This is a genomic window from Streptomyces phyllanthi (assembly GCF_009377205.1).
GTDB classification, from domain to species: Bacteria; Actinomycetota; Actinomycetes; order Streptomycetales; family Streptomycetaceae; genus Streptomyces; species Streptomyces phyllanthi.
In genome coordinates this window covers 1-3,206 of the sequence record NZ_VJZE01000701.1, presented here as the reverse complement: position 1 = coordinate 3,206, position 3,206 = coordinate 1, and the positions used below count along the sequence as shown (strand labels likewise).

Annotated in this window: 3 protein-coding genes and 1 riboswitch; all 3 genes read left to right on the top strand. The window is 68.8% G+C overall.

What is annotated here, in order from left to right; translation table 11 throughout:
- Nucleotides 1-718 (top strand): cytochrome P450 (locus FNH04_RS43645; protein ID WP_152791781.1); only part of this gene is annotated, 718 nt, incomplete at its 5' end.
- 211 nt (nucleotides 719-929) lie between these two features.
- Complete coding sequence (locus FNH04_RS43640; RefSeq protein WP_152791780.1) at nucleotides 930-1,961, top strand: LysM peptidoglycan-binding domain-containing protein; 1,032 nt, start codon at nucleotides 930-932, stop codon at nucleotides 1,959-1,961.
- Nucleotides 1,962-2,143: 182 nt separating this feature from the next.
- Nucleotides 2,144-2,331: riboswitch (cyclic di-AMP (ydaO/yuaA leader) on the top strand.
- Nucleotides 2,332-2,335: 4 nt separating this feature from the next.
- Nucleotides 2,336-3,025 carry a LysM peptidoglycan-binding domain-containing protein gene (locus FNH04_RS43635; protein ID WP_152791779.1) on the top strand — a complete coding sequence of 230 codons (690 nt, stop codon included), beginning with the start codon at nucleotides 2,336-2,338 and terminating at the stop codon, nucleotides 3,023-3,025.
- Nucleotides 3,026-3,206: the final 181 nt, after the last annotated feature.

Below are 3,206 nucleotides of genomic sequence, written 5' to 3'. Positions count from 1 at the left end.
AAGAGACAGGTCCGTGAAGAAGATGCGCGGGTACCTCGCCGACCTCATCCACCGCAAGCGCGAGGCACTTCCCGACACCCCAACCTCCGGCGAGGACCTCATCTCGGGACTCATCCGTGCCTCCGACCACGGCGAGCACCTCACGGAGAACGAGGCCGCGGCCATGGCGTTCATCCTGCTGTTCGCCGGCTTCGAGACCACCGTCAACCTGATCGGGAACGGGACGTACGCCCTTCTCACCCACCCCGAGCAGCGCGCCCGCCTCCAGACCTCCCTCGCCGCCGGGGAGACGGGACTCCTGGAGACCGGTGTCGAGGAACTCCTGCGGTACGACGGCCCGGTGGAGCTCGCCACCTGGCGCTTCGCCACCCGGCCGCTGACCATCGGCGGCCAGGACATCGCCACCGGCGACCCCGTGCTCGTCGTGCTCGCGGCGGCCGACCGGGACCCCGAACGGTTCGCCGGCCCCGATGTCCTCGACCTCGGCCGCCGCGACAACCAGCACCTCGGGTACGGCCACGGCGTCCACTACTGCCTCGGCGCCCCGCTCGCCCGGCTGGAGGGCCGGACCGCCCTCGCGACCCTCCTCACCCGCCTCCCCGACCTGCGACTCGCGGCGGATCCTGCTGATTTGAGGTGGCGCGGGGGGCTGATTATGCGGGGATTGCGCACGCTTCCTGTGGAGTTCACACCGGTTCGGCCGGCACACCGGACGTGACACGCGTCAGCCCTCCGTGGCGGGGGCGGAGGCTGACACGTATACGTCCCACACCGCTCTGACCTGACACTTTCTCAGCTCTGTGATCTTCACGTGATCTGCGCTGCATTGACTTGTGACAAGCGTTTGCCTGCCGATACGTTCACGCAGCAGCGCGACGGTTCGCCACATCCGTCGCGCTGACCACTGCTGTCGTGTGAAAGGCAACCGCATGCTCTCCGGGAACGGTCGTCACCGTCGCCCCCGTCAGGCTCCGGCTCTCCTCGTCGCTGCGGGAGTGACCGGATCAGCCATCGCGATCCCGCTCCTAGGTGCCACCGGCGCCAGTGCGGCCAGCGGAACGACCTGGGACAAGGTCGCGGAGTGCGAGAGCGGCGGCTCCTGGAGCGCCGCCACCGGCAACGGGTACTACGGCGGGCTCCAGTTGTCCCAGGAGGACTGGGAGAAGAACGACGGCCTCGAGTACGCGCCCAGCCCCGATCAGGCGAGCCGTTCCCAGCAGATAGCCGTCGCCGAGAGGATCCTCGCCGACGAGGGGGTCGGCGCGTGGCCAACCTGCGGACTCACCTCCGGCCTTGGGGAGGACACCGGTTCCGCTGATGTGGACACGGGTGTGGGGGATGACTCGTCGGATTCGTCCGGATCAACCAAGTCGTCCCATTCCCCCGACTCCTCCGACTCCGACTCCTCCGACTCCTCGAAATCCTCGGATTCTTCCGGCTCCTCCGACTCCCCTGACTCCTCCAGCTCGCCCTCGGATGCCGCCGAAGACTCCACCAAGTCCGACACCGGACTGGTCGACACCAGCGAGGGCGATTCGGAATCGGACAGTTCGGGCGCGAACGGCACAAAGGATGATGACCCGGATGACTCCGGGCAGGGTGACGGTTCTTCGGGGAGCGGCTCAGGCTCCTCGGAGGGGGCCGACACGGCGTCCGGGACGGGTCGTCACCGGGGCGGCAGCGCCGACGAGAGCGCTACCGGCGCCCCTGCGGACGGAGTCGGCGGCTCCGCCGGGCGGCACGCCTCCCGGAGCGGCGACTCGGCCCAGGACGCGGATGTCGCGGACGGCTCGTACACCGTCCGCGAAGGGGACAACCTGTCGGTCATCGCCGACTCCCTTGGCATGGACGGCGGATGGTCCGAGCTCTACGCGGAGAACAAGAAGACGGTCGGCTCTGACCCGGACCTTATCCTCCCCGGTCAGACGCTGGACGTCAGTGCTGAAACGGGCGAAAAGTAGCGGGAATTGACACCGCATTTGGCCGGGAATGCCCGTTTTGATCCCGGTGGGAGATGAGTCACAGAAGCCCCGATCGTCTTTGTGTTTCCACGGATCACGTGATTACGGTCGTGACCGCTCGCCACCGCGGGCCCCTGTGGTCGTCACGCCGAATCCTGCCAACGGCCGCACGGGAACAGTCGTCGCGTCAAGCGCCGTAGGCAGGAGCGGGGGACCCAAGGTAGGTGCCGCGCCCGGGAGTCGAAGGACGACCGGGGGCGGCTTGGGGTGAAGCCTCGCGGAAGCGGAAGCCATCCGCACTCCGCGTGGCCGGGCAACTCAACCGGCCCGAACCCGACAGCTCACCTCGCAGGCGTCGGTGAGGGGATCACTCCATGCTGCGTTCCAGCAAGGGCAAGCACCGCCGTCCGGCCGCTTCTCGACGGGCTGTCCAGCTAGCCACGCTCGCCGGTGTCACCGGCGCCGCCATCGCCGCCCCGCTGATGGCGGCCGGCACCGCCTCCGCCGCCACCACCTCCGAGTGGGACGCGGTCGCCCAGTGCGAGTCCGGCGGCAACTGGTCCATCAACACCGGCAACGGCTACTACGGCGGCCTGCAGTTCTCCGCCTCCACCTGGGCCGGGTACGGCGGCACGCAGTACGCCGCCACCGCCGACCAGGCCAGCAAGGCCCAGCAGATCGAGATCGGCGAGAAGGTGCTCGCGGGTCAGGGCAAGGGTGCCTGGCCGGTCTGCGGCAAGGGTCTGTCCAGCGCCCCGAACGACGGTGCCGCGGCCTCCGCCCCCGAAAGCGGCTCCAGCGGTCCCTCCGGGCAGAGCGCCCAGCAGGACACCCAGGAGACGCGTGCCTCGCGTTCCTCCGAGCGGGCCACCGTCGAGACCCCGACCGGCAAGAAGGTCGAGAAGGGCGACGGCGAGTACAAGGTCGTCAAGGGTGACACCCTCAGCCGTATAGCCGAGAAGGAGAACGTCGAGGGCGGCTGGGAGAAGATCTTCGAGCTGAACAAGGACATCGTCGACGACGCCGATGTCATCTACCCCGGCCAGCAGCTGCACCTGAGCTGACACCGGGTCGGGCGGCCGGTCCGGGCGGGTGTCCGGCCCGGCCGCCTGGGCGGACGCCCCGGACCGGCGCCTTGGGCCGAGGCCCGGACCGGAGCCGAAATCCGGCCGGTTCCCAGCTGAACCACAGCGCCCTCATATCCGTGTCCTCCATAGTCTGTCTCGTATACACATTTAATTGTGA

Excerpts from the sequence above, each read along its gene's own strand:
- FNH04_RS43640 (WP_152791780.1), top strand. The coding sequence starts at position 930 with ATGCTCTCCGGGAACGGTCGTCACCGTCGCCCCCGTCAGGCTCCGGCT.
- FNH04_RS43635 (WP_152791779.1), top strand. The coding sequence starts at position 2,336 with ATGCTGCGTTCCAGCAAGGGCAAGCACCGCCGTCCGGCCGCTTCTCGA.